This is a genomic window from Stenotrophomonas sp. 96582_Sma (genome assembly GCF_056480905.1).
Window position 1 is genome coordinate 1,072,225 of sequence record NZ_CM151122.1, and the last position, 23,178, is coordinate 1,095,402.

Here is a 23,178-nt window from a genome sequence, read left to right on the forward strand (position 1 = left end):
GCGGACGGTCAGCCCACCGAACCTTCCAGCGAGACTTCCAGCAGCTTCTTGGCTTCCACCGCGAACTCCATCGGCAGTTCGCGGAACACCTGCTTGCAGAAGCCGTCGACGATCATCGACACCGCGTCTTCCTGGCTGATGCCACGGGCGCGGCAGTAGAACAGCTGGTCGTCGGAAATCTTCGAGGTGGTGGCCTCGTGCTCGACGGTGGCGCCCGGGTTCTTCACCTCGATGTAGGGGAAGGTGTGCGCGCCGCACTGCTTGCCGATCAGCAGGGAATCACACTGGGTGTAGTTGCGCGCGCCATCGGCATTGCGGTCCACACGCACCAGGCCGCGGTAGGTGTTCTGGCCGCGGCCGGCGCTGATCCCCTTGCTGACGATCTTGCTCTTGGTGCGCTTGCCGACGTGGATCATCTTGGTGCCGGTGTCGGCCTGCTGGCGGTGATGGGTCAGCGCCACGGAGTGGAACTCACCGACCGAGTCGTCGCCCAGCAGCACGCAGGACGGGTACTTCCAGGTGATCGCCGAGCCGGTTTCGACCTGGGTCCAGGTGACCTTGCTGCGCGCACCACGGCACTCGGCACGCTTGGTGACGAAGTTGTAGATGCCGCCGACGCCGTTCTCGTCGCCCGGGTACCAGTTCTGCACGGTGGAGTACTTGATCTCCGCATCTTCCAGCGCGACCAGCTCGACCACCGCAGCGTGCAGCTGGTTCTCGTCGCGCATCGGCGCGGTGCAGCCTTCCAGGTAGGACACGTAAGCCTTGTCCTCGCACACGATCAGGGTGCGCTCGAACTGGCCGGTGTGGCCGGCATTGATGCGGAAGTAGGTGCTCAGTTCCATCGGGCAGCGAACGCCTTTGGGAATGAACACGAAGCTGCCATCGGAGAACACCGCCGAGTTGAGCGCGGCGAAGTAGTTGTCGCCCACCGGCACCACGGTGCCCAGGTACTGGCGGACCAGTTCCGGGTGTTCCTTGATGGCCTCGGACATCGAGCAGAAAATGATGCCCTTCTCGGCCAGTTCCTTGCGGAACGTGGTGCCGACGGACACCGAGTCGAACACCGCGTCCACCGCCACGCCGGCCAGCTTGGCACGCTCGTGCAGCGGCACGCCCAGCTTGTCGTAGGTGTCCAGAAGTTCCTTCGGCACGTCATCCAGCGAGGCGTACTTCGGGCCCTTCGGCGCGGAGTAGTAGCTGAGCGCCTGCAGGTCGATCGGCGCGATCTCCAGCTTGGCCCAGTCCGGCATCGGCATGGTCAGGAAGTGGCGGTAGGCGTCCAGGCGCCACTGCGTCATCCACTCCGGCTCTTCCTTCTTGGCCGACAGGGCACGGATGGTGTCCTCGTCCAGGCCCGGCGGCAGGGAGTCCGATTCGATCTCGGTGATGAAGCCGGCCGAATACTTGCGGCCGAGCTGCTCGTGGATCTCGCGGTTGGGGGTGTCGTCGTGGGCGACGTTTTCGATGGTTTCGGTGGCCATGGGGGGCTGCCTACGGATCAGGAGACGACGTCGACAGCGATGGTGCGGCGCTGTTCGTCATCGGCAAGGGGGAGAGGGGGCAGGATCTGCGCAAGGGTGACATCGCGCAGGGCCTCGGAAACCACGTCGTTGATCAGCCGCCAGCTGCTGCGCGCGCCGCACTTGGGCGCCATGCCGCACTGATGGTGGTCGTGGCTGCATTCGGTCAGGGCCAGCGGCCCTTCCATCGCTTCGACCACTTCGAACAGCGAGATCTCGATGGCCGGGCGGGTCAGGCGATAGCCGCCACGGACGCCGCGCAGGCCTTCAACCAGGCCGGCCTGGGCCAGCGGCTTGAGCACCTTGCTGACGGTGGGCGGCTCCAGACCGGTGAATTCGGCCAGCTCGGTGGCACTGAGCACCTCGCCCGGACGGGCGGCGAGCACGGTCAGCACGACGGTGGCGTAATCGGTGAGTTTGGTGACGCGCAACATGGGGATGCGAGTGGTTCTTAAAGCGGACTGAAATTGTACGCTTTTATTCGCCGCCATCCAACCCGGGCATTCAGCCGGCGCTGGGGCCGGGCCGGGAGGACACACCGGGGCCGTTGCCAGGGCGCAATGCTGCGCCAACGGGGTGATTTTCGCAATCACCCGGAATGGGCGAGAATCCCTGTTCCATTCGCTGCAAACAGCCCGTGCCGATGCCGAAGAAGATCCAAGCCCGCAAGTCCGCCATCCATGGCAACGGCGTGTTCGCCGTGGCCCCGATCAAGCAGGGCGAGCGCGTGATCCAGTACAAGGGCCTGCTGCGCAGCCACGGCGACGTTGATGCCGATGACAGCGGCGACGTCGAAAGTGGCCATACCTTCCTGTTCACCCTCAACGACGACTGGGTGATCGATGCCAACTACAAGGGCAATGACGCGCGCTGGATCAACCACAGCTGCGACCCGAACTGCGAGGCGGTGATCGAGGAAGACGAGGACGGCGACAGCCGCGGCGACAAGGTGTTCATCGAGGCGCTGCGCGATATCAAGGCCGGCGAAGAGTTGACCTACAACTACGGCATCACCCTGGCCGAGCGTCACACCGCCAAGCTGAAGAAGATCTGGGAGTGCCGCTGCGGCTCGCCCAAGTGCACCGGCACCATGCTGCAGCCCAAGCGCTGACCCGCAGCGGGTAGTGCCGGCCGCTGGCCGGCACACATGTGAAAAGCGTGCCGGCCAGCGGCCGGCACTACCTTACTTACCCAGGACGCCTGCCGGCACCAGGTTGCCCAGGTTCTGGTTGAAGGTGACCACCAGCTTGCCGTTCTTCACCTGCGCCGACTGCACCTGCAGGGCGCCGAGCAGGCCGGCCACGGCCGGGTCCAGCTTGTAGATCGGTTCGCGCTGGGCGTAGTCGCTCAGCCAGGCATTGAGCAGGCCGCGGGTGCGCGAATCGAGGCGACCGCCCTGGTTGGCCGGGGTGAAGTCATCCACGCTCGGCTGCTGCAGGTGGAAGCCCTGGGTCTGCGCGTCGTAGCGCAGTCCACTGCTGAGCTTCACCGTGCCCAGCTTGGCCGGGTTGCCACCGGCGGTGGCCAGTGCCACATCCATGCCCAGGTTCAACCGTTCGCCGGCCGGAAGACTCAGTTGCGGGTGACTCATGGTCAGGGCGATCAGGCCGCCGAGGGCGTCCTGGGTGCGCGGGAAGCTGCCATCGAGGTACTGCTGCACGTCGCTGGCGCCGACCGACAGTTCGCGGCCGGAAATGGAAGGGGCGGCCTGGGCGCCGATCGCAGCGGCGATCAGCACGGTGGAGGCCGCGAGGCGGGTCATCAGTGAACGCAGGCGCATGGCGGTGACCGGTGGATATGAATGGACGAATCAAAGAGTAGCCGTGCCGGCTGAATCGCGCGTGCATGCCGCTGCAACGGTTCAGTCCAGCGTTGGCCGCAGTTGCGCCGACTGGATCTGCCAGGCGCGGCCATCGGCACGGGGTTGCACCCGGTACCAGCCGCCGAAGCGGAAGGTGCCCTCAGGGGTCACTGCGCGGATCTGTACCGGAACCTCCAGCAGCTGCGGCGGCTGGTGACCGTCGCGCGCGATCGGTAGTTCGCTGGTCAGGCGCAGGCTGCGCACGTCCGTGAGCTGGCGCAATGCGGCATCGTCGGCGCGTCGTGCATCGCTGGGCGGGAAGGTCCACGCGGCGTCGACGGCCTTGCGATCGCGATTGAGCAGGGCCATGACATAGGCATTGAGCATTCCCGCCGGCAGCTCGGCCTCGGCCGCGACGGCGGCAAACAGGGGATCGACATCGATGGCCTGCACGGTCGGTGCATCGCCTTCTGCGGCGGTCTGTGACTTCGTGCGGGCAGCCGCCTCGGCCGTGGCCGACGGTGTGGCATCCGCTGGATCGGATTGCGATGTCGGCCGGGAACAGGCCAGCAGCACCAGCGGTGCGAGCAGTATCAGGAACCTGCGCATGTCTGCCTCCTCCCCGAGGCGAACGGAAGGAGGCAGTGTATCGGCTGTTCCGCGATCAGCGGGAGGAGGGCAGCTGTTCCAGTGCATCCAGCGCCGGCAGCACCTGCGTGGCGATGGCGGCCAGGGCATGCCCTTCGGTGTCGGCGTGGCGCTGCACGATGTCGCGCAGCAGCTGGGTGGCGATCACCAGCGTCGCGCGCTCGTCGCCGCTGATACCAGCGGTACGCGGTGCTGCTTCCAGCAGGCGCATCAGGTCGCGGCTTGCGCGATGTTCCAGTTCGATGGTGCAGCGCCCGGTGCACTGCAACCCGTCCTTTTCGATGGGGGTCACCGAGATCCGGTAGCGGGTGGAGGGGCTGGCCATGAGGGTGTGCTCGCCGTAGCTGTGGAGGATGTGCCCACCTTAGGCAAGGCCGTGCTCGGCGGCGATGGCCGGGGCTGCACGCAGTGTTCCACCCGGTACGTTCCGGGGCCGCAACGGACCACGTCCAGCCAATGGCGACGGGCCTGTACGCGCATTCCCGGGGATGCGGCAACGCTGTGTTGCGGGCTGTGGTTGGGACAAAAAAAACGGGACGGCCAGAGCCGTCCCGTCGGAATCCGCGTTGGGGCGCGCGCTTACAGCGCGGCGTCCTTCAGCTTCTTCAGCGGACGCACCTTCAGCTTGGTGGTGGCCGGCTTGGCAGCGAACCACTGCTCTTCCTTGGTGAACGGGTTGATGCCCTTGCGCTTCGGCTTGGCCGGCACATTGACGGTGGTGATCTTCAGCAGGCCCGGCAGGGTGAAGGAGCCAGCGCCCTTCTTGTGCACCGAGGAGGCGACGGCGCTTTCAAGCGAGGCCAGCACAGCGCGGACGTCCTTGGCGATGACGCCGGAGGCTTCAGCGATGTGTGCAACCAGGCCGGACTTGGTCAGCACTTCCTTGATCGGCTTCGGAGCGGCCGGCTTGGCGGCTGCCTTCGTCGCGACTTTCTTCACTGCCTTCTTCGGGGCAGCCTTCTTAGCGGTCTTTGCCATGGTTTCCTGTTCCGTGAACGGTTGGTTGTTTGGTCGGCGCCGAACCCCGTCGGCAAGCGCAATGTAGGGCAACTCTCGGGCGCCGCCAATAGCCCGAAGCGCGGAAAGTGCATGTTTTTTCATATCCAGGCCGATTCAGTACATGGCCGGCAGTGGGGGAAGGGGGTGTGGCAGCGCGCGCGATGGCCCGCGCCTGCCCATCGGAGGAATGCGCGAAACCACTGAAAACAAGGGAAAAATGCGCGCCGGCCTGGCGAAGAAGTGACCAGTTGTCCGGTTTCCGGCGGACCTGTGGCGTGCGGCGGAGCGACGCAGGGCTAACGCCTCCCGTGCGAGGGTGACCGTTCATCACCGTCACGCAGGAGCAGCACATGGGAATCTCGCGACACGCCACCGCGCATTGGGAAGGCGATCTGAAGTCGGGCAAGGGGCAGTTGAGCACGCCGCAGAGTGGGCTGCTGGACAAGACCCGCTACGGCTTCAACAGCCGCTTCGGCGACGAAAAGGGCACCAATCCGGAAGAGCTGATCGCTGCCGCGCACGCCGGCTGTTTCACCATGGCGCTGTCGGCCAAGCTCGGCGAAGCCGGCTTTACCCCGACTTCGCTGGATACCGAAGCCAAGGTCGATCTGTCGCTGGAAGGCGGCCCGCAGCTGTCGCAGATCCGGCTGAAGGTGAAGGCCGTGGTGCCGGGCATCGACGCGACGCAGTTCCGTGCGATTGCCGATGACGCCAAGCAGAACTGCCCGGTATCCAAGGCGCTGAGCGCAGTGCCGATCAGCCTGGAAGCCGAGCTGGGCTGAGGGTAGTGCCGGCCGCTGGCCGGCAACCGCATGATGTCGAGGTCCAGGTAACAGCCGGCCAGCGTTATGGCGGCCTTCCTGGCCGCCACCCTCCAGGCCGTCGCGTCCGACGTTGGCAGCGGCTCCTGCCGCTGCCTTCGGCTCTACCACCCCCCATCACAATCACCAATCAAGGGTGCCGGTAATCACCGTCTGCACCTGGCCACCGGACCAGACTTCCCCGTCTTCATCGACGAAAAGGGTCAGGCGCGCGTCGTGGCCGACTTCGCGGCCCTGGCTGACTTCGAACGGTGCGCGACCACGGGGCAGCGCATCGCGCAGGTCCAGCCATGCGGCCAGCACCGCATTGGCGGCACCGGAGGCGGCGTCCTCGAAGCGGCGTCCATTGCCGACGAAGGCACGTACCGCCAGATCGAAGCCCTCACCGCCATCGCTGAAGGCATAGGCAAACACGCCCATGCTGTCGGTGGACTCGGCCAGTGCGGCCACCGCATCCCAGTCCGGCTGCAATGCGCGCAATGCGGCCTCATCGGCCACCTGCACCACCCACCAGCTGCGTCCGCCCTGCATCCGCGCCGGCGGCAGCGTGCCCAGCGGCCAGTCCTTCAGTGCGGCCTGCAGGCGTGGATCGGTCGCCTCGGCAGTCTCGGCCAGCTGCGCGCGCGGCGTGCGGATGGCGATGCGCTGCTGCGCACCTTCACCGCTGACGCGCAGCGGCAGGGCACCGGCAATGCCGTCCTGCACCAGCACACCATCGACCGCTGCGGCCAGGCCGGCCTGCAGCACCGCATGCGCGGTGCCGACGCTGGGGTGGCCGGCAAACGGAACTTCCTTCTGCGGGCTGAACATGCGCAGCCGGTAGCTGGCACCGGCGACCTGCGGCGGGAACACGAAGGTGGTTTCGGGCAGGCGCGTCCAGCGCGCGATGGCCTGCATGCTGGCGTCGTCCAGGCCCTCGGCATCGAGCACCACGGCCAGCGGATTGCCAGCGCCGGCGCGCGGGGAAAACACATCCAGCTGCAGGAAACGGCGGGTGGACATCAGGCGGCACTCCAGTAAACAGGCCGCATAGCGTAGCGCGGGGCACCCAAAAGGGGACGGAGGGAATTAAGTCGCTTTTGCCCCATGTGCCATAAGCGACTTAATTCCCTCCGTCCCCTTTTTTCCGTGGGCTACCAGCGGATGTGGCCGTCGATGACCGCCTGCACCTGGCCGCCGATCCAGACCGTGCCCTGCGCATCGACCTGCACCTGCACGCGGCCATCGCGGCCGACTTCGCGGCCCTGGCTGGCCACGTAGTGGCCCTCGCGGCCGGGCAGGGCATCGCGCTGCCGCAGCCAGGCACCGATCAGGGCATTGGCGCTGCCGGTCACCGGGTCCTCGGGTACGGCGGCCGCATCAGCGGGGCAGAAGGCGCGCACCACCCGGGTGTGGTCGGTGCCAGCTTCGTCGGCGAACACGGCCAGGCCGGTGGCATCAGTGGCGAGGCTCCAGTCGGCCAGTGCGGCCATGTCCGGCACCAGGTTGCGTACGGCGGAGGCGTCGCGCAGCGGCAGCAGCCACCAGCGAGCGCCGTTGTCCCATAGTTCGGGTACGTGCCCGCTGGCAGCCAGCGCCAGCAGCGTTTCCGGCGCTCCGTCCGCCGCTGTGTCCAGTTGCTGCGCCGGTGGGCTGGCCAGTTGGATCTGCAGTGCCTCGGCCGGGCCGCTCACCCGTACCGGCAGCAACCCCGCCGCGCATTGCTGCAGCAGGGCACCGTCGCGTGGTTGCGCCAGGCCGCAGATCACCGCCGCCCAGGCGGCGCCGACGCTGGGGTGGCCGGCAAATGCCAGCTCGCGGGTCGGGGTGAAGATGCGGATGTGGTAATCGGCGCCGGGCGCGCTGGGGCGCAGGAAGAACACCGTCTCGGACAGGTTCAGCCAGGCGGCCAGGGCCTGCATCTGGCTGCTGGAGAGCTCGTCGGCGTCCAGGATGGCGCCCAGTGGGTTGCCGGTGCCGGGGCGGGGGGCGAAGACATCGAGCTGCAGGTAACGGAGGACGGCCATCTACGAGGATATTGCGCTTAGAATCAAAGGTTCCGCCCCCGAGGGCGGCTTCCCCACATTCTACATAGCCAATCCATGTCAGCCTTCCCCCTTGTCGATCGTTGGATCGTACTGAAGTTCGGTGGCACCTCGGTGTCGCGTCGTCATCGCTGGGACACGATCGGGAAGCTGGCGAAAAAACGTGCGGAAGAGACTGGCTCGCGCGTGCTGGTAGTGGTTTCGGCGCTGTCCGGGGTCACCAACGAACTGACCGCGATCGCCGATGGCGCGCCGGACAGCCGTGATCGCGTGGCGGCGCTGGTCGAACGCCACGAGGCCTTCCTGGTTGAACTCGGCCTGGGCCGCGAGGTGCTGGCCGAGCGCCTGGCGGCGCTGCAGGGGCTGCTCGACGACGCGCGCGCGGCCACCCGGCCGCTGCAGTGGCAGGCCGAAGTGCTGGGCCAGGGCGAACTGCTGTCCTCCACCCTGGGCGCGGCCTACCTGCACGCCTCGGGCCTGGACATGGGCTGGATGGATGCCCGCCAGTGGCTGGACGCGATGCCGCCGCAGCCGAACCAGAGCGACTGGTCGCAGCGGCTGTCGGTGAACTGCCAGTGGCGCGCCGATGCGGAGTGGATGCAGCGCTTCCGCGCGCAGCCGACCCGCCTGCTGATCACCCAGGGCTTCATCTCGCGGCATGCCGATGGTGGTACCGCCATCCTCGGCCGTGGTGGCTCGGATACCTCGGCGGCGTACTTCGGTGCGCTGCTCGGTGCCAGCCGCGTGGAGATCTGGACCGATGTGCCGGGCATGTTCAGTGCCAACCCGAAGGACGTGCCGGACGCGCGCCTGCTGACCCGCCTGGACTATTACGAGGCGCAGGAAATCGCCACCACTGGCGCCAAGGTGTTGCACCCGCGCTCGATCAAGCCGTGCCGTGATGCCGGCGTGCCGATGGCCATCCTCGATACCGAGCGCCCGGAACTGCCGGGCACCAGCATCGATGGCAGCGCTGCGCCGGTGCCGGGTGTAAAGGCGATCAGCCGCCGCAACGGCATCGTGCTGGTGTCGATGGAAGGCATCGGCATGTGGCAGCAGGTCGGCTTCCTGGCCGATGTGTTCAACCTGTTCAAGAAGCATGGCCTGTCGGTGGACCTGATCGGTTCGGCCGAAACCAACGTCACCGTGTCGCTGGACCCGTCCGAGAACCTGGTCAACACCGATGTGCTGGCCGCGCTGTCGGCCGACCTGTCGCAGATCTGCAAGGTGAAGGTGATCGTGCCGTGCGCGGCGATCACCCTGGTTGGTCGCGGCATGCGCTCGCTGCTGCACAAGCTGTCGGACGTGTGGGCCACCTTCGGCCGCGAGCGCGTGCACATGATCTCGCAGTCGTCCAACGACCTGAACCTGACCTTCGTCATCGACGAAGCCGATGCCGATGGCCTGCTGCCGATCCTGCACGCCGAGCTGATCGACAGCGGTGCGATGCCGGTGGAAGAGACCGAAGTGTTCGGCCCACGCTGGCGCGAGATCGCCGGCACCGTGCGCCCGCGTGGCACGCCGTGGTGGCGGGGCCAGCGTGCGCACCTGCTGCAGCTGGCCGACGCCGGTACGCCGCGCTATGTCTACCACCTGCCGACGGTGCGCGCCCGCGCCCGCGCGCTGGCCGCGATCAAGCCGATCGACCAGCGCTACTACGCGATCAAGGCCAACAGCCACCCGGCCATCCTGCAGCTGCTGGAGGCCGAGGGCTTCGGCCTGGAGTGCGTCTCGCACGGCGAACTGAAGCACGTGTTCCAGCACCTGCCGGAACTGTCGCCCAAGCGTGTGCTGTTCACCCCCAGCTTCTGCCCGCGCAGCGAGTACGAAGCCGCGTTCGCGCTGGGCGTGACCGTCACCGTCGACAACGTCGAAGCGCTGCAGCGCTGGCCGGACCTGTTCCGCAACCGCGAGCTGTGGCTGCGCGTGGATCTGGGCCGTGGCGAAGGCCACCATGCCAAGGTCCGCACCGGCGGCAAGGACTCCAAGTTCGGCCTGCCGATCGCCCGCGTCGATGAGTTCGTGCGCGCGGCCACCGATCTGGGCAGCCGCGTGGTCGGCCTGCATGCGCACCTGGGCAGCGGCGTGGAAACCGCGCAGCACTGGCGCCTGATGTGCGATGAGCTGGCCGGCTTCGCCCGCCGCATCGGCAGCGTGCACACCATCGATATCGGCGGTGGCCTGCCGATTCCGTACAGCGACGAAGACGAGCCGTTCGATCTGGATGCCTGGGCCGAGGGCCTGGCCGAGGTCAAGGCGCTGCATCCGGCATTCCGCCTGGCGATCGAGCCGGGCCGCTACCTGGTGGCCGAGTCCGGCGTGCTGCTGACCCATGTCACCCAGGTGGTGGAGAAGGACGGCGTGCGCCGTGTTGGCCTGGATGCCGGCATGAACGCACTGATGCGCCCGGCCCTGTACGACGCCTGGCACGACATCGAGAACCTCAGCCGCCAGGGCGGTTATGCCGAAGCGGCGTTCGATGTGGTCGGCCCGATCTGCGAATCCAGCGATGTGTTCGGCAAGCGCCGCAAGCTGCCGGTGTCGACCGCACCGGACGACGTGATGCTGATCGCCGATGCCGGCGCCTACGGCTATTCGATGGCCAACACCTACAACCAGCGGATGCTGCCGCGCGAAGACGTGATCGAATGATCGCCGCGCGCGCCCTGCACCCGCCCACCGACACGCCCCGCGCCATCGCGCGGGCCCGTGCCTGACCGGATACACCATGACTGCTTTCGACAAACACCAGGTTTCCCGCTTCCGCTTCGTCCGCTGCGAATTCGCCGCGGACACCGGCGTGGCCAAGCTGGTCTACGCCTTTGATGACGGCCCGGAGATGGTGGAAACCATCACCGTGCCGGGCGCCCCGTTCGTGCTGGACGAAGTGCGTACCGCCGCTGTGCAGCGCGCGCTGCAGCTGCTGCACCTGATCGCCGGTGTCAGCTACTACAAGGCGGGCGTGCCGGAGACGGTCAGCATCGACAGCTACGCCATCGATGCCGATACCGCTGCGCTGGTGGAGACGGTCTACCTCAATGGCCTGGGTGAATTTGCCTACCGCAACGGCCTGAACCTGCGCGGGCGCTTCCGCCTGCCGGTGCAGGGCGAGGCAGTGCAGGCGCCGGTGCTGGGCCTGCAGCCGCACGCGCTGGTGGCGATCGGTGGCGGCAAGGATTCGCTGGTCAGCATCGAAGCGCTGCGCCGTGCCGGCGTGGACGAGACGGTGACCTGGATCGGTGGCTCGCAGCTGATCCGTGCCTGCGCTGAACGCACCGGCCTGCCGACGCTGAACCTGGGCCGCGCGCTGGCGCCGGAACTGTTCGAGCTGAACCGCCAGGGTGCGTGGAACGGGCATATCCCGGTCACTGCGGTGAACTCGGCGATCATGGTGCTGGCCGCGCTGCTGCAGGGCGTAGACCAGGTGGTGTTCTCCAATGAGCGTTCGGCCAGCTACGGCAGCCAGATTCCGGGCACCGGCGAAGTGAACCACCAGTGGTCCAAGGGGTGGGCGTTCGAGCAGGCGTTCGGCAGCCATGTGCAGACGCACGTAGCGGCGGACCTGCAGTACTACTCGCTGCTGCGCCCGATGTCGGAGCTGGCAGTGGCCCGCCAGTTCGCCAAGACCGATTTCTACGACGCGCATTTCTCCAGCTGCAACCGCAACTTCCACATCCTCGGCGAGCGCCCGGTGAACCGCTGGTGCGGTGTCTGCCCGAAGTGCCATTTCGTGTTCCTGGCGCTGGCCCCGTTCATGCCCAAGACGCGCCTGGTGCGCATCTTCGGCCGCAACCTGCTGGACGATGCCGAGCAGGCCGGTGGCTTCGACGCGCTGCTGGAATTCCAGGACCACAAGCCGTTCGAGTGCGTGGGCGAAGGCCGCGAATCGCGTGCGGCGATGGCGACCCTGGCGCAGCGCCCGGAGTGGAAGGAAGACGTGCTGGTGAAGCGCTTCTGCAATGAGATCCAGCCGCAGCTGGATGCCGCCGAACTGGAACTGGCACCGCTGCTGCAGCTGCAGGGCGAGCACCGCGTTCCGGCTGCGCTGTGGGAACGGGTGCGTGAAGATTTCGAAGCTTGAAGGAAAGCGCGTTGCGCTGTGGGGCTGGGGCCGTGAGGGCCGCGCCGCGTTTGCGGTGCTGCGCGAGCGCCTGCCCACGCTGCCGCTGAGCCTGTTCTGCCCGGCGGCAGAAGTCGAGGCCGCACGCGCAGAAACGCGGGGCGCGCTGGATGTGCGTGGCGAGCCTTCTGCTGAAGCGCTGGCCGCGTTCGACGTGGTGATCAAGTCGCCCGGGATCAGCCCCTACCAGCCGGTCGCGCTGGCGGCGGCGGGGCAGGGCACCACCTTCATCGGTGGCACCGCGCTGTGGTTTGCCGAACATGCAGGTGCCGATGGCATCGTGCACGACACCGTGTGCGTGACCGGTACCAAGGGCAAGAGCACCACCACCGCGCTGGTCGCGCACCTGCTGCGTGCCGCCGGCCACCGCACCGGTCTGGTCGGCAACATCGGCCTGCCGCTACTGGAAGTGCTGGACCCGCAGCCCGCGCCCGAGTACTGGGCGGTGGAACTGTCCAGCTACCAGACCGGCGAAGTGGCGCGCAGTGGCGCCCATCCGCAGGTGGCGGTGGTGCTGAACCTGTTCCCGGAGCACCTGGATTGGCACGGCAGCGAGCAGCGTTACATCGAGGACAAGCTGCGGCTGGTGACTGAAGCCGCACCGCGCATCGCCGTGCTCAATGCCGCCGATCCGCATCTGGCTGCGCTGTCGCTGCCCGATAGCGAAGTGGTCTGGTTCAACCAGCCGCAGGGCTGGCATATGCGCGGTGACATCGTGCATCGCGGCGAGCAGGCCGTGTTCGATACCCGCAACACGCCGCTGCCGGGTCGCCACAACCGCGGCAACCTGTGTGCGGTACTGGCGGCGCTGGAAGCGCTGGGGCTGGACGCCGTGGCGCTGGCACCGGCGGTGCAGGATTTCCGTCCGCTGCCGAATCGCCTGCAGCGCATCGGCGCGGCCGATGGCCTGACCTACGTCAACGATTCGATCAGCACCACGCCGCATGCCAGCCTGGCCGCGCTGGAGTGCTTCGCCGGGCAGCGCATCGCGTTGCTGGTGGGCGGGCATGACCGTGGCCTGGACTGGACCGATTTCATGCAGCACATGGCGCACGACGTGCCGCCGGTGGAGATCGTGACCATGGGCAGCAACGGCCCGCGCATCCACGCGATGCTGCAGCCATTGGCCGACGCCGGTCGTTTCGGTCTGCACGCGGCGGCGGATCTGCCCGAGGCAATGGCGCTGGCACGTGCCGCGTTGGGTTCTGAAGGCGGGGTGGTATTGCTGTCGCCGGGCGCGCCGAGCTTTGGTGCCTACCGGGATTACGTGGCGCGTGGCCGTCATTTCGCTGAGCTGGCTGGGTTTGACCCGGAGAGCATCAGCGCGATTCCCGGGCTGGGTATCGCTTGAAGGTAGTGCCGGCCGCTGGCCGGCAACCTCCGGAGAAATTCATCCACGCATGGCGTGGATCTACTGCTCCTGATCGATGAACGCGTAGCCGCCGTCGATCAACTGCTGCAGGTACGCATCGAAGCTGGGCGCGATCACCGCATAGCTGTCCGGATCGTGCAGGTAGCGCACCACCTGGCCGACCGTACCGCCCGGCGCGGGATCAAAATCCAGGTACAGCATCGAGGTGCCGCCGTTGTTCATGCAGTGCGAGAAGCACAGGCGGCGGTTCATCGGCAGATCGGCGTCGATGCCCTCACCCAGGATCTCCGGCTCGTCATCCAGCCACTCTTCGTAGATGGAACGGATGCTGTCGTCCCACTGCTGCTGGTCCTCGAAGATCTGCGCGACCGAGCGCAGGTAGTAGGGGTAATCGCCCACATCTGAACCCAGCATCAGCACGCAGACCTCACCGCCGGGATACTCGCGGAAATGGGTGCCATCCACGCGGGACAACAGTTCCACCAGGCTGTCCGGCACCTGCGGCCACTGCGCACGCAGGCGCTGCAGGTCTTCGGCGCTGGCGCCCTGGACCCAAGCCCACTGCGGGGCATCCTCGGCAGGCAGACGCGGAACAAGGCCAGACAGGAAGCGATCAACAAGATTCATGCGAAAAAAGGGGACGGAGGGGATTAAGTCGTATCCAACCACACCTGCGTCACGTCGCCAATGCAGAATGCGACGCGGGAGGGGCGAATACGGCTTAATCCCCTCCGTCCCCTTTTTCTTGCGGAGCAGGCGCATGAATCGTTGGCGATGCGGTGTGGCGGTGGTTCTGGGGCTGGCGGCGATGCCGGCGTGGGCGGCGATGAAGACGCAGCCGGTGGAGTGGAAGCACCAGGGTACGACCTTCAGTGGCGTGCTGGTCTATGACGACGGCGACAACGATAAGCGCCCCGGGCTGGTGATGGTGCCGAACTGGAAAGGCGTGAACGAGTCGGCGGTGGAGAAGGCCAAGCAGCTGGCTGGCGATGACTATGTGGTGCTGGTGGCCGATGTGTACGGCAAGAGCGTGCGGCCGAAGACCGATGCCGAGGCCGGGCCGGTGGCGACCAAGCTCCGCAACGACCGGCCGCTGCTGCGTGCGCGTGCGCTGGAGGCGGTGAACGTGCTCAAGGCCCAGGCCGGCAAGGCGCCGCTCGATGCCAGCCGGATCGGTGCGGTGGGCTTCTGTTTCGGTGGCACCACGGTGCTGGAGCTGGCCCGTGCCGGTGCGCCGCTGGCAGGGGTGGTCAGCCTGCACGGCGGGCTGGGTTCGCCGCTGCCGGCACAGGCTGGTGGCAGCCACCCGTCGGTGCTGGTGCTCAATGGCGCCGACGACACCAGCGTGACCGCCGAGGACATCGGCAGCTTCCAGAAAGAAATGAACGCGGCCAAGGTCGATTGGGAATTCACCAACTACAGCGGCGCGGTGCACTGCTTTGCCGAGCGCGATGCCAACAGCCCGCCGGGCTGCCAGTACAACGAGCGCGCGGCGAAGCGCGCATGGAAGGCGCTGGATGAGTTCTTCGAGGAGCGCTTCGAGAAACGTTGAACCGTGCAGCGGTAGTGCCGGCCGCTGGCCGGCATTCCCGTGACATCCGCAGCATCATGAGGTTGCCGGCCAGCGGCCGGCACTACAATGCGGTCAATGCGAACGGTCGGCAGCTACCGATGTTTCCGTGCCGACCAACGGTCGGCAGCCACCGGAATGCCGGTTTGGTGGGTGCCGACCGTTGGTCGGCACACCTCAACCCATCAATGCGAGCGCTGCACCGCGTAGCGGGCCAGGCCGCGCAGGGCAGCCACGGCATCATTGTCGGCCAGGCCATCGAGCGCGCGCTCGGCGGCCTCGGCATATTCCTCGGCACGCGCGCGGCTGTACTCCAGGCCGCCGGTAGCGCGGATCGCGGCCAGCACTTCCGGCATCGCCGAGGCGTCGCCGTCCTGCACGATGGTGCGCAGGCGTTCGCGGGTGGCGGCGTCCGAATGGGCCATGGCATGGATCAGCGGCAGCGTGGCCTTGCCCTCGGCGAGGTCGTCACCCAGGTTCTTGCCCAGCTCCTCGGCATTGGCCGAGTAGTCCAGCACGTCGTCGGCGATCTGGAACGCGTAGCCCAGGTGCATGCCGTAGTCGAACAGGGCCTGCTGGGTGGCTTCGTCCACGCCGCTGGCCAGCGCGCCCAGACGGGTGCCGGCGGCGAACAGCACGGCGGTCTTGCGCTCGATCACGCGCAGGTAGGCCGCTTCGTCGGTATCCGGGTTGTGCACGTGCAGCAGCTGCAGCACTTCACCCTCGGCGATGCGGTTGGTGGCATCGGCCAGGATCTGCATCACCGACATGCGCTCCAGCTCGACCATCAGCTGGAAGCTGCGCGAGTACAGGAAGTCGCCGACCAGCACGCTGGGCGCGTTGCCCCACAGGGCGTTGGCGGTGCTGCGGCCACGGCGCAGGCTGGATTCGTCCACCACGTCGTCGTGCAGCAGGGTGGAGGTGTGGATGAACTCGATGATCGCCGCCAGCTGGTGGTGGTCCGGGCCGGCCTGGCCAACCGCATGGCCGGCCAGCATCACCAGCATCGGGCGCAGGCGCTTGCCGCCGGCGGAAATGATGTGGTCGGCGATCTGGTTGATCAGCACGACGTCCGAGGACAGGCGGCGCCGGATCAGGGTGTCGACGGCGGCCATGTCGGCCGCGGCAAGCGACTGGATCTGGGGCAGGCCCAGGGCGGGACGGGTGTCTTCGGTGATGGTCATGCGATCAGGCTTTCAGGCTCATCGCTGATTATAGGCGTTGCCTGTGAATTCGGGCGCAAACCGGGCAGGCCGGCGTCCGCGGCCCGGCCACGGATGCCGCCTGCGTGAATACGTATGCAGGTTGCGCCATGCCCGTGAGGCCACCGCTAAGCTTGCGGCATCAGGATTTCGGCCCGCTCCCGGCGGGTCCCGCACGCCCGGAGGGGGGCTGTCGATGTCGCACTATCCATGGTGGCGCGGAGCCGTCATCTACCAGATCTACCCGCGCAGTTTCCTTGACGCCAACGGCGACGGGGTAGGCGACCTGCCGGGCATCATCCAGCGCCTGGACCACATCGCAACGCTGGGCGTGGACGCGATCTGGATCTCGCCGTTCTTCAAATCGCCGATGGCCGACTTCGGCTACGACATCGCCGACTACCGCGACGTCGACCCGCTGTTCGGCAGCCTGGACGACTTCGACCGCCTGCTGGCCAAGGCGCACGGTCTGGGCCTGAAGGTGATGATCGACCAGGTGCTGAGCCATACCTCGATCGAGCACGCCTGGTTCCGCGAGAGCCGCCAGGACCGGACCAACCCCAAGGCCGACTGGTACGTATGGGCGGACCCGCGCGAGGACGGCACGCCGCCCAATAACTGGCTGTCGCTGTTCGGCGGCGGCGCCTGGCAGTGGGAGCCGCGCCGAGAGCAGTACTACCTGCACAACTTCCTGGTCGACCAGCCAGACCTGAACTTCCATCACCCGGACGTGCAGCAGGCGACCCTGGACAACGTGCGCTTCTGGCTGGACCGCGGCGTGGATGGCTTCCGCCTGGATGCGATCAACTTCTGCTTCCATGACGCGCAGCTGCGCGACAACCCGGCCAAGCCGGCGGAGAAGCGCTTCGGTCGCGGCTTCAGCCCGGACAACCCGTACGCCTACCAGTACCACTATTACAACAACACCCAGCCGGAGAACCTGCCGTTCCTGGAGAGGCTGCGCGCGCTGCTGGACGAGTATCCGGGGGCGGTCAGCCTGGGTGAGATCTCCTCGGAGGACTCGCTGGCCACCACCGCCGAGTACACCCGCGATGGTCGCCTGCACATGGGCTACAGCTTCGAGCTGCTGGTGGACGACTACAGCGCGGCCTACATCCGCGATACGGTCTCGCGCCTGGAAGCCGTGATGACCGAAGGCTGGCCGTGCTGGGCGGTTTCGAATCACGACGTGGAGCGGGCGGTCAGCCGCTGGGGCGGCCACCCGGCTGACCCGCGCCTGGCGAGGATGCTGGTGGCGATGCTGTGCTCGCTGCGCGGCTCGGTCTGCCTGTACCAGGGCGAGGAACTGGGCCTGGCCGAGGCCGAGGTGCCGTTCGAGGCCCTGCAGGACCCCTATGGCATCACCTTCTGGCCCAACTTCAAGGGCCGCGATGGCTGCCGGACCCCACTGCCGTGGACCGACGCGCCGCTGGCCGGTTTCACCGCCGGCCAGCCGTGGCTGCCGATTCCGCCCGAGCACCGCGCCGCGGCCGTGGCGGTGCAGGAGCGCGACCCGGACTCGGTCCTGGCTGCGTTCCGCGGGTTCCTGGCCTGGCGGCATAGCCAGCCGGCACTCCTGCATGGCAGCATCCGATTCATCGAAAGCGCCGAGCCAGTGCTGCTGTTCGAGCGTATGCTTGCAGATGAAACCCTCCTGCTGGCCTTCAACCTGTCGGCCGAGGCGGTGAGCCATCCGCTGCCGCCGGGCAACTGGCAGCAGGTGGCGGTGCCAGGCCCGGATGCGGGCACGGTGCAGGGCAATGAACTCCAGCTGCCGCCGCGCGCGGTGTATTGCGCCCGACGCAGCTGACCGTTTTCTCCGGTGGCGGTACTTGCGGGGACGGGGCCGAAGCGCCCCGTCCCTTTTTTGTGGATGGGCCTTGCCGACCAACGGCCGGCATCCGCGCAAAAGAAAACCCGCTGCCTGCGCAGCGGGTTTCCGATGAGTCGCTGCCGGCCAGCGGCCGGCACTACCCGGTCGTGGTCAGAACTTGTAGTTCACGCCCAGCATGTAGGTGCGGCCCCACTCGATGTATTCCAGCGGGCGGTCCTTGCTGCCGGCGTAGGTGCGGTACGGCTCGTTGGTCAGGTTGCTGCCCTGCAGCAGCAGGGTCAGCCCGCGCAGGCTGCTGCTGTCGCTGAAGGTGTAGCTGACCTGTGCATCGGTCACATTCTCGCCGACCACGTAACGCAGCGTGCGATTGCCGTTGAAGTTGCCGATCTCACCGATGAAGTCCGAACGGCGGCGCTGGCTCACACGTGCTTCAAAGCCGCTGCGCTCGTAGTAGGCGGTGAAGTTGTACACGCGCTTGGACAGTCCCGGCAGGCTGATCGGGTCGGTGCCCACACTGGAGGCGCTCTCCGGATCCAGGATGGTGATGTCGCTCTTGTTGAAGGTCGCGCTGGCCTGCACGCCGAAGCCGCGCAGGCTGTCGGTCAGCATCTCCAGCGGGAACGACCCGGTCAGCTCCAGCCCCTTCAACGTGCCGCCCTTGCCGTTCTGCGGCGTGGAGAAGGTGCCGGTGGTCAGCACCGGTGCGGTCATGCCCGGCGGTGGCACGTAGTTGCCGAGCAGGCCGCTGAAGTCGTAGTTGTCCACCGACTGCGTGTAGACGTAGCTCTTCAGGTCCTTGTAGAAGATCGCCGCAGCCACGTAGGCCTTCTCGCCGAAGTACTTCTCATAGGACAGATCCAGCGCGGTGGCGCGCCACGGATCCAGCAGCGGATTGCCACCGCTGCCACCGGGGCGGCCGTTGTTGGTATCCACGCCGAATTCCAGGCCGGCACGCATCTGGTCCACGCGCGGGCGCGCGACCTGCTTGGCGGCGGCGAAGCGCAGCGTCTGCTGGTGCGGGAACATGAACACCAGGTTCAAGCTAGGCAGCCAATCCTTGTAGGTCTTGCCGGCAGAGAAGGGCTGGATGTTGCTGCCCGCCGGCTGCGAGCTGTCCCAGTAGCGCGAATCCGAGCTCTGGTCGGTGTGCTGCATCTGCACGCCGATGTTGCCGCGCACGCCGACCACGCCGATGTCGGTGTTGATGTTCAGGCGTGCCCACGCCGTGGTGATCTTCTCCTCGACCGTCCAGGATTTCGGAATCAGGTAGTCCAGGTTGTCGACCGGGTTGAAGGTCATGTAACGACCGACGGCTGCCGGCACATTCCACGACGGGATGTAGCCGATGCCGGCGAAACCGAGGTTGACCGGGCGGTACTGCAGGTCCGGTGCGATGCTGGATTCGCCTTGGGCGCCGAGCAGGATGTTGCCTTCGGCCTGAGCCTTCTGCTTGCGACGGTCGGCATAGTTCACGCCCACGTCCACATCCGAGAACCAGCTGGACATGGCCTCGGGAACCGGCAGCGTCGCCGCCAGCTTGGCGCCCTTCAAGCGGTCTTCGACCTCTGGCACCTTGCCGTAGCCGGAACCATAGATCGTGTTGGTCAGGAACAGGCTGTCCGGATTGGAATAGTCGCGCCCCGGCGTGATCTGCGAGAAGCTGTTGTTGTTCACCACCAGCCCGATCGTGTCGAACTGCGGGCGCGGCACCAGCTGCAGGTTGTTTTCCAGGTTGATCTCGCGGCGGGTCGCCTTGGAGTAGTTCAGGTCGGCGACCAGCTTCACGCCACCGACGTTGAACTCGTTGTTCCAGCCGAACGCATCGATCTTGTCCTTGCGCTTGTTGTACATGCCGCGCACCAGCGGGTACGCATTGTTGATCGTGCCACCGGTGAAGCTGCCATCGGCATTGCGACCGACATTGCTGAACACCGGCAGGATCGCGTTGGGATTGTTGCTGTCCTCGCCGTTGCCGCTGAGGCTCAGCTCGAACTGGTTGGCGGTGTCGATCTGCTCGGCTTCGGTATGGAACGCATCGAAGGTGCTGGTCCAGCTGTTGCTGGGGCGGAACTGGATCGTTGCCATCACACCGTCGCGCTTGTTGTTGCCGGTGCGACGCAGGGCCTTGATGCCATCGGTGAAGTAGGTGCCAGGTGCGATTCCGCGACGCTCGCCCTTGTCGGTGTGTTCGGTGGTCCAGGGCTCGTACAGGCCGACCTGGTTCTCCTGGATCGGCATGTCGCTGTGCGCATAACCAATGGCGATGCCCAGGGTGTTGTCGAAGAACTGGTCGATGTAGCTGGCGCTGAAACGGTTGCCATACGGGTCGATGTTGGCAGCGCGGCCCAGGGAGCTCTTCTGGTAGCGGCCGCTGACCGCGATCACGCGCTCGCCGAAGCTGAGCGGGCGTGCGGTCTGCATGTCGATGGTGCCCGACAGGCCTTGGCCGACCAGCGCCGCGTCCGGGGTCTTGTACACGGTCACGCCGTTGACCAGCTCGGACGGGTACTGGTCGAATTCGACGCCGCGGTTGTCGCCGGTGCTGACCACTTCACGGCCATTGAGCAGGGTGGTGGCGAAGTCGGGCGACAGGCCACGCACACTGATCACCTGCGCACGGCCGGCCACACGCTGCGCGGCCAGGCCGGGCAGGCGCGAGATGGATTCGGCGATGCTGACGTCGGGCAGTTTGCCGATGTCTTCGGCGGAGATCGCTTCGACCACCGAGGTGGCGTCCTGCTTGATCGCGATTGCGTTCTCGATGCCGCGGCGGATGCCGGTGACCTGCACCGTATCCAGGTTGGTGGCGGCGGTGGCGGCCGGCGTGGTGGTGCTCTGCGTGGACTGTGCCGACGCCAGCGTCGGCGCCAGGACAACGGCCAGCGCGATGCTCAGCGCGCTGCGCTTGTGGTTCAACATTTTCCCCTCCCAGGCAATGTTGCAGATCGATTCGTGAACGTCCCGGAGTGACCGTGGACGTGCGACGCGGTGGCCGCTGTCGTCGCCGCTATGGTAGGCAGCGCGTTCTTCGCGGGAATCACCCTGCATACGTATTCAATGGCGTTTGCAGGGATGTAATCGCTTTCAGGTTCTGTTTGCGGTAGTGCCGGCCGCTGGCCGGCAATCGCGTTCACCGGGTTGCCGGCCAGCGGCCGGCACTACCGGGGCATTCAAAGCGGCGTGAAGCGAATGGCCTGCCCACCCCCCGGTGCCAGCACCAGCGTCAGCACCTCGGCGCTGGTCACCTCTCGGGTTTCGCGCGCGAATGCGAAGGGATTGCTGCGGAAATCCGCGCCCTCGCCATCGCGGTAGATCTCGGCGCGATAGCGCACGCCCGGCTCCAGGAAGCCCAGCGACACCGGCAGCACGCGGCCGTGCTCGTCGGTGATGCTGCCGAGGAACCAGTCGCGGCTGTTGCGGTCGCGGCGCACGATCGTCACGTAGTCGCCCACTTCGCCATCGAGCACGCGGCTCTGCTCCCAGTCCACGGCGACGTCTTCGATGAAACGGAATGCCTCGCGATGCTGCAGGTAGTGCTCGGGCAGGTCGGCGGCCATCTGGATCGGGCTGTACAGCACCACGTACAGCGCCAGCTGGCGTGCCAGCGTGCTGGGAATGGCCTGGCCGTGGCGGCCCTTCAGGCTGAGGATGCCGGGGGTGTAATCCATCGGCCCGGCCAGCATGCGGGTGAACACCAGGTTGACCTCATGTTCCGGCGGGTTCGGCGGCTGGCCCCAGGCGTTGTACTCCATGCCACGTGCGCCTTCGCGCGAGATCCAGTTGGGATAGGTGCGGCGCAGGCCGGTGTCCTTGATCGGCTCATGCGGGTTCACCGACAGGTGCCGCCGCGCCGCTTCCTGGACCACCTTCAGGTGGTGGCGCGCCATGAACTGCCCGTCATGCCACTCACGCCACAGCGGGCCGCCCGAGGGATTGCGGCGGTCGACCTGACCGTCGTCGCAGACGTAACCGGTCTTGAACTGGTCCACGCCCAGCCGCGCGTACAGGTCCAGCGCAGCATCCAGCTGCTCCTCGTAGTGCTCGATGGCGCAGCCGGTTTCATGGTGGCCGATCAGGTGCACGCCCTTGTTCTGGCCATACGCCGAGAGCGCTTCAATGTCGAAATCGGGCGTGGCACGGGTGAAATCGAAGTCGTAGCCATTGCCCACCCACATGCCGTCCCAGCCCGGATTCCAGCCTTCCACCAGCACGCCACGGAAGCCGTGCGCGGCGGCGAAGTCGATCACCTTCTTCGTCTTCGCGGTGGTGGCCGCATGCTTCGGCCCGGTCGCCCAGCTCTCGTTGTCCAGGTGCATCGACCACCACACCCCCAGGTACTTGGCCGGCTTCACCCAGCTCACATCACCCAGCGCATTGGGTTCGTTGAGGTTGAGGATCAGGTCCGATTCGACCAGGCCGCCGGCACGGTCGGCAATCTGCAGCGTGCGCCACGGCGTGGCGAAGGGCAGGCCGCGGCGCACCTTCCAGCCTTCGGCCGAGGGCGAGAGCTGCGCGCGCAGGCGCTGGCCCTCGGTGCGGCGCAGCCACATGCCGGCGTAGTCGACCAGCGCAGCCTCGTGAATCGCCACGTGCAGGCCATCGCGGCTGCGCAGGGTCATCGGCGTATGCACCAGCGGAACCTCGCGCAGCGGCGTGCGCTGGTACAGGTACTCGTAGTGGATCGGTTCGCCGGCAGGGATCCACCACGCGGTGGAATCCTGCGCGATGGCGAACTCGGTCAGCTCGTCATCGATGATCGCTTCGTGCAGGTTCGGCTGCTCGGGGAATACGTAGCGGAAGCCAAGGCCATCGTCGTACACGCGGAACACCACATCCAGCCGGCGCTTGCTGCCGGTGGTCTCGGCCAGCTGCACGGTCAGTTCGTTGAAGTGGTTGCGGGTGAGCCGGCGTTCGCCCCAGGGCTGTTCCCAGTTGTCATCGACGCTGCGTTGCTGTTGGCCGAGCAGGGCGAAATCCCGGTCCAGGCGCCCATCGCGCAAGGCAAAGCCCAGCTTCGAATCTTCCACCACGGTCTCGCCGAAACGCTCGACGCGATAGCGCGCGGTGCCACCGACCAGCACCAGGCTGACCTTGAGCACCTTTCCCGGTGATTCGACGCTGGCCACCTGCGGCGCGGCCTGCGCCAGCGTGGCCAGGCCCAGCAGAGCCAGACCGAGCAGGTGCGCGAACACCGCGCGTACAGCAGTGGGTGACATCGGCATTTCCCCTCCCAAGGCGCCGTTGGCAGACCCGGACCATAAGCC

General features: G+C 66.9%; 19 protein-coding genes. 7 read left to right on the forward strand and 12 right to left on the reverse strand.

Annotation, left to right across the window (positions count from 1 at the left end):
* Positions 1-8 precede the first annotated feature (8 nt).
* On the reverse strand, positions 9-1,484 hold the full coding sequence (gene sufB, locus ACZK2R_RS04975; RefSeq protein ID WP_043396952.1) for a Fe-S cluster assembly protein SufB: 1,476 nt from the start codon (positions 1,482-1,484) through the stop codon (positions 9-11).
* A gap of 17 nt (positions 1,485-1,501) precedes the next feature.
* Entirely contained in the window at positions 1,502-1,957 is a 456-nt protein-coding gene (locus tag ACZK2R_RS04980; protein ID WP_005408436.1) for an SUF system Fe-S cluster assembly regulator, read from the reverse strand.
* A 209-nt stretch (positions 1,958-2,166) separates the two neighbouring features.
* On the opposite strand from ACZK2R_RS04980, the gene ACZK2R_RS04985 reads away from it, so the two are divergent.
* On the forward strand, positions 2,167-2,634 hold the full coding sequence (locus ACZK2R_RS04985; RefSeq protein ID WP_012479369.1) for an SET domain-containing protein: 468 nt from the start codon (positions 2,167-2,169) through the stop codon (positions 2,632-2,634).
* A 72-nt stretch (positions 2,635-2,706) separates the two neighbouring features.
* On the opposite strand, the gene ACZK2R_RS04990 is transcribed toward ACZK2R_RS04985, so the two are convergent.
* From ACZK2R_RS04990 to ACZK2R_RS05005, 4 genes are all read right to left on the reverse strand, one after another.
* Positions 2,707-3,303, reverse strand: coding sequence for a YceB family lipoprotein (locus ACZK2R_RS04990; protein WP_012510326.1), 597 nt, complete (start codon positions 3,301-3,303; stop codon positions 2,707-2,709).
* 81 nt (positions 3,304-3,384) lie between these two features.
* The gene (locus ACZK2R_RS04995; protein WP_125894202.1) at positions 3,385-3,933 is read right to left on the reverse strand and encodes a hypothetical protein; all 549 of its coding nucleotides are present in this window, start codon (positions 3,931-3,933) and stop codon (positions 3,385-3,387) included.
* A gap of 55 nt (positions 3,934-3,988) precedes the next feature.
* Complete coding sequence (locus ACZK2R_RS05000) at positions 3,989-4,297, reverse strand: DUF3861 family protein (RefSeq protein WP_032129232.1); 309 nt, start codon at positions 4,295-4,297, stop codon at positions 3,989-3,991.
* Positions 4,298-4,551: 254 nt separating this feature from the next.
* Positions 4,552-4,950, reverse strand: coding sequence for an HU family DNA-binding protein (locus tag ACZK2R_RS05005; protein ID WP_010483539.1), 399 nt, complete (start codon positions 4,948-4,950; stop codon positions 4,552-4,554).
* Positions 4,951-5,321: 371 nt separating this feature from the next.
* Between ACZK2R_RS05005 and ACZK2R_RS05010 the strand changes: the two genes are divergently transcribed.
* On the forward strand, positions 5,322-5,753 hold the full coding sequence (locus ACZK2R_RS05010) for an OsmC family protein (RefSeq protein WP_005408443.1): 432 nt from the start codon (positions 5,322-5,324) through the stop codon (positions 5,751-5,753).
* A gap of 162 nt (positions 5,754-5,915) precedes the next feature.
* Here ACZK2R_RS05010 and ACZK2R_RS05015 read toward each other — a convergent pair whose 3' ends face one another.
* A complete protein-coding gene (locus tag ACZK2R_RS05015; protein WP_180838142.1) occupies positions 5,916-6,794 on the reverse strand; it encodes a PhzF family phenazine biosynthesis protein in 879 nt (292 codons plus the stop codon).
* Between the two features lie 131 nt (positions 6,795-6,925).
* A complete protein-coding gene (locus ACZK2R_RS05020; RefSeq protein WP_180838143.1) occupies positions 6,926-7,798 on the reverse strand; it encodes a PhzF family phenazine biosynthesis protein in 873 nt (290 codons plus the stop codon).
* A 75-nt stretch (positions 7,799-7,873) separates the two neighbouring features.
* Between ACZK2R_RS05020 and ACZK2R_RS05025 the strand changes: the two genes are divergently transcribed.
* The 3 genes from ACZK2R_RS05025 to murD all read left to right on the forward strand — a co-directional run bounded on the left by ACZK2R_RS05025 (position 7,874) and on the right by murD (position 13,287).
* A complete protein-coding gene (locus tag ACZK2R_RS05025; RefSeq protein ID WP_478487781.1) occupies positions 7,874-10,468 on the forward strand; it encodes a bifunctional aspartate kinase/diaminopimelate decarboxylase in 2,595 nt (864 codons plus the stop codon).
* A 76-nt stretch (positions 10,469-10,544) separates the two neighbouring features.
* Positions 10,545-11,897, forward strand: a complete 1,353-nt coding sequence (murL, locus tag ACZK2R_RS05030) for a UDP-N-acetyl-alpha-D-muramoyl-L-alanyl-L-glutamate epimerase (RefSeq protein ID WP_049422722.1) — start codon at positions 10,545-10,547, stop codon at positions 11,895-11,897.
* The gene (murD, locus tag ACZK2R_RS05035) at positions 11,878-13,287 is read left to right on the forward strand and encodes a UDP-N-acetylmuramoyl-L-alanine--D-glutamate ligase (RefSeq protein ID WP_180838144.1); all 1,410 of its coding nucleotides are present in this window, start codon (positions 11,878-11,880) and stop codon (positions 13,285-13,287) included. Before murL ends, murD begins: the two co-directional genes overlap by 20 nt.
* Before the next feature lie 60 nt (positions 13,288-13,347).
* On the opposite strand, the gene ACZK2R_RS05040 is transcribed toward murD, so the two are convergent.
* The gene (locus ACZK2R_RS05040) at positions 13,348-13,935 is read right to left on the reverse strand and encodes an SMI1/KNR4 family protein (protein WP_180838145.1); all 588 of its coding nucleotides are present in this window, start codon (positions 13,933-13,935) and stop codon (positions 13,348-13,350) included.
* Between the two features lie 133 nt (positions 13,936-14,068).
* On the opposite strand from ACZK2R_RS05040, the gene ACZK2R_RS05045 reads away from it, so the two are divergent.
* A complete protein-coding gene (locus ACZK2R_RS05045; RefSeq protein WP_180838146.1) occupies positions 14,069-14,860 on the forward strand; it encodes a dienelactone hydrolase family protein in 792 nt (263 codons plus the stop codon).
* Between the two features lie 203 nt (positions 14,861-15,063).
* Here the strand turns inward: ACZK2R_RS05045 and ACZK2R_RS05050 are convergent, their stop codons facing one another.
* A complete protein-coding gene (locus tag ACZK2R_RS05050) occupies positions 15,064-16,062 on the reverse strand; it encodes a polyprenyl synthetase family protein (protein ID WP_180838147.1) in 999 nt (332 codons plus the stop codon).
* Between the two features lie 214 nt (positions 16,063-16,276).
* Here ACZK2R_RS05050 and ACZK2R_RS05055 point away from each other — a divergent pair, with 214 nt between their 5' ends.
* Entirely contained in the window at positions 16,277-17,890 is a 1,614-nt protein-coding gene (locus ACZK2R_RS05055; protein ID WP_032129592.1) for an alpha-glucosidase, read from the forward strand.
* Between the two features lie 174 nt (positions 17,891-18,064).
* Here ACZK2R_RS05055 and ACZK2R_RS05060 read toward each other — a convergent pair whose 3' ends face one another.
* Both ACZK2R_RS05060 and ACZK2R_RS05065 read right to left on the reverse strand, forming a co-directional pair.
* Positions 18,065-20,833, reverse strand: coding sequence for a TonB-dependent receptor (locus ACZK2R_RS05060; RefSeq protein WP_180838148.1), 2,769 nt, complete (start codon positions 20,831-20,833; stop codon positions 18,065-18,067).
* Positions 20,834-21,084: 251 nt separating this feature from the next.
* A complete protein-coding gene (locus tag ACZK2R_RS05065; RefSeq protein ID WP_180837903.1) occupies positions 21,085-23,136 on the reverse strand; it encodes a glycoside hydrolase family 97 protein in 2,052 nt (683 codons plus the stop codon).
* Between the last annotated feature and the right edge of the window lie 42 nt (positions 23,137-23,178).

Excerpts from the sequence above, each read along its gene's own strand:
- ACZK2R_RS05050 (WP_180838147.1), bottom strand. The coding sequence starts at position 16,062 with ATGACCATCACCGAAGACACCCGTCCCGCCCTGGGCCTGCCCCAGATC.
- ACZK2R_RS05005 (WP_010483539.1), bottom strand. The coding sequence starts at position 4,950 with ATGGCAAAGACCGCTAAGAAGGCTGCCCCGAAGAAGGCAGTGAAGAAA.
- ACZK2R_RS05025 (WP_478487781.1), top strand. The coding sequence starts at position 7,874 with ATGTCAGCCTTCCCCCTTGTCGATCGTTGGATCGTACTGAAGTTCGGT.
- ACZK2R_RS05010 (WP_005408443.1), top strand. The coding sequence starts at position 5,322 with ATGGGAATCTCGCGACACGCCACCGCGCATTGGGAAGGCGATCTGAAG.
- ACZK2R_RS05015 (WP_180838142.1), bottom strand. The coding sequence starts at position 6,794 with ATGTCCACCCGCCGTTTCCTGCAGCTGGATGTGTTTTCCCCGCGCGCC.
- ACZK2R_RS05040 (WP_180838145.1), bottom strand. The coding sequence starts at position 13,935 with ATGAATCTTGTTGATCGCTTCCTGTCTGGCCTTGTTCCGCGTCTGCCT.
- ACZK2R_RS05000 (WP_032129232.1), bottom strand. The coding sequence starts at position 4,297 with ATGGCCAGCCCCTCCACCCGCTACCGGATCTCGGTGACCCCCATCGAA.
- murL (WP_049422722.1), top strand. The coding sequence starts at position 10,545 with ATGACTGCTTTCGACAAACACCAGGTTTCCCGCTTCCGCTTCGTCCGC.
- ACZK2R_RS04990 (WP_012510326.1), bottom strand. The coding sequence starts at position 3,303 with ATGCGCCTGCGTTCACTGATGACCCGCCTCGCGGCCTCCACCGTGCTG.
- ACZK2R_RS05055 (WP_032129592.1), top strand. The coding sequence starts at position 16,277 with ATGTCGCACTATCCATGGTGGCGCGGAGCCGTCATCTACCAGATCTAC.
- sufB (WP_043396952.1), bottom strand. The coding sequence starts at position 1,484 with ATGGCCACCGAAACCATCGAAAACGTCGCCCACGACGACACCCCCAAC.
- ACZK2R_RS05065 (WP_180837903.1), bottom strand. The coding sequence starts at position 23,136 with ATGCCGATGTCACCCACTGCTGTACGCGCGGTGTTCGCGCACCTGCTC.
- ACZK2R_RS04980 (WP_005408436.1), bottom strand. The coding sequence starts at position 1,957 with ATGTTGCGCGTCACCAAACTCACCGATTACGCCACCGTCGTGCTGACC.
- ACZK2R_RS05045 (WP_180838146.1), top strand. The coding sequence starts at position 14,069 with ATGAATCGTTGGCGATGCGGTGTGGCGGTGGTTCTGGGGCTGGCGGCG.
- ACZK2R_RS05060 (WP_180838148.1), bottom strand. The coding sequence starts at position 20,833 with ATGTTGAACCACAAGCGCAGCGCGCTGAGCATCGCGCTGGCCGTTGTC.
- ACZK2R_RS04995 (WP_125894202.1), bottom strand. The coding sequence starts at position 3,933 with ATGCGCAGGTTCCTGATACTGCTCGCACCGCTGGTGCTGCTGGCCTGT.
- ACZK2R_RS04985 (WP_012479369.1), top strand. The coding sequence starts at position 2,167 with ATGCCGAAGAAGATCCAAGCCCGCAAGTCCGCCATCCATGGCAACGGC.
- ACZK2R_RS05020 (WP_180838143.1), bottom strand. The coding sequence starts at position 7,798 with ATGGCCGTCCTCCGTTACCTGCAGCTCGATGTCTTCGCCCCCCGCCCC.